This window comes from Streptomyces aureus, assembly GCF_001418135.1.
GTDB lineage: Bacteria > Actinomycetota > Actinomycetes > Streptomycetales > Streptomycetaceae > Streptomyces > Streptomyces aureus_A.
On sequence record NZ_LIPQ01000449.1, the window covers coordinates 1 to 1,058 of the forward strand.

The 1,058-nt window shown below is 72.2% G+C and carries 1 protein-coding gene; it reads left to right on the forward strand.

All coding sequences use genetic code 11. From position 1 onward, the window contains the following. A partial coding sequence (locus AOK00_RS30375; protein ID WP_055603428.1) for a lysophospholipid acyltransferase family protein occupies positions 1 to 1,017 on the forward strand: 1,017 nt, incomplete at its 5' end. Positions 1,018 to 1,058 lie beyond the last annotated feature (41 nt).

Genomic DNA, 1,058 nt, shown 5'->3' on the forward strand with positions numbered 1-1,058 from the left:
CCCGGCGGCCGCGCCGACGGCGAGGCGGCGGCCGTACGGGCCCTGCCGGGGCCTCAGCAGGGCCCCCAGGAGCCGGAAGGGAGCCAGGAGGGCCCGGCTCCCGGCGAGGCCGGGGAGGCCGCAGGCGCCGACACAGGGGGCGTCGGTGAGGACGCGTCCGGAGCCGGGCCGGGGGCCGGCGGCTGGGAGCGGCGGCTCGCGGGCGGGCTCGCGTTCCTGCGGCGGCGGATCACCGGCGACTACGAGGTCGACGAGTTCGGCTACGACGAGGAGCTCACCGACCAGGTCCTGATGTCGCTGCTCCGCCCGCTGTACGAGAAGTACTTCCGGGTCGAGGTCAAGGGCGTCGAGAACATCCCGGCCGAGGGTGGGGCGCTCATCGTCGCCAACCACTCGGGGACCCTGCCGCTGGACGGGCTGATGATGCAGGTCGCCGTCCACGACCATCATCCGGCCGGGCGGCATCTGCGGCTGCTCGCCGCCGATCTGGTGTTCGTGCTGCCGGTCGTCAACGAGCTGGCCCGTAAGGCGGGGCACACCCTGGCCTGTGCGGAGGACGCGGAGCGGCTGCTGCGCTCCGGCGAGATCGTCGGCGTGATGCCGGAGGGCTTCAAGGGGATCGGGAAGCCCTTCGGGGAGCGGTACAAGCTCCAGCGGTTCGGGCGGGGCGGCTTCGTGTCGACGGCGCTGCGGGCCGGGGTGCCGATCGTGCCCTGCTCGATCGTCGGGGCGGAGGAGATATACCCGATGATCGGGAACGCCAAGACGCTGGCGCGGGTGCTCGGCTTCCCGTACTTCCCGCTCACCCCGACCTTCCCCTGGCTGGGGCCGCTCGGGGCGCTGCCGCTGCCGACGAAGTGGACGATCCAGTTCGGTGAGCCGATCCCGACGGACTCGTACGCGCCGGAGGCGGCGGAGGACCCGATGCTGATGTTCAACCTGACGGATCAGGTGCGGGAGCAGATCCAGCACACGCTCTACAAGTTGCTGGTGCAGCGGCGGTCGGTCTTCTTCTGACCCCCGGTCGTCCGTTCGGCGCAAGGAAGAAGGGGCGCCCC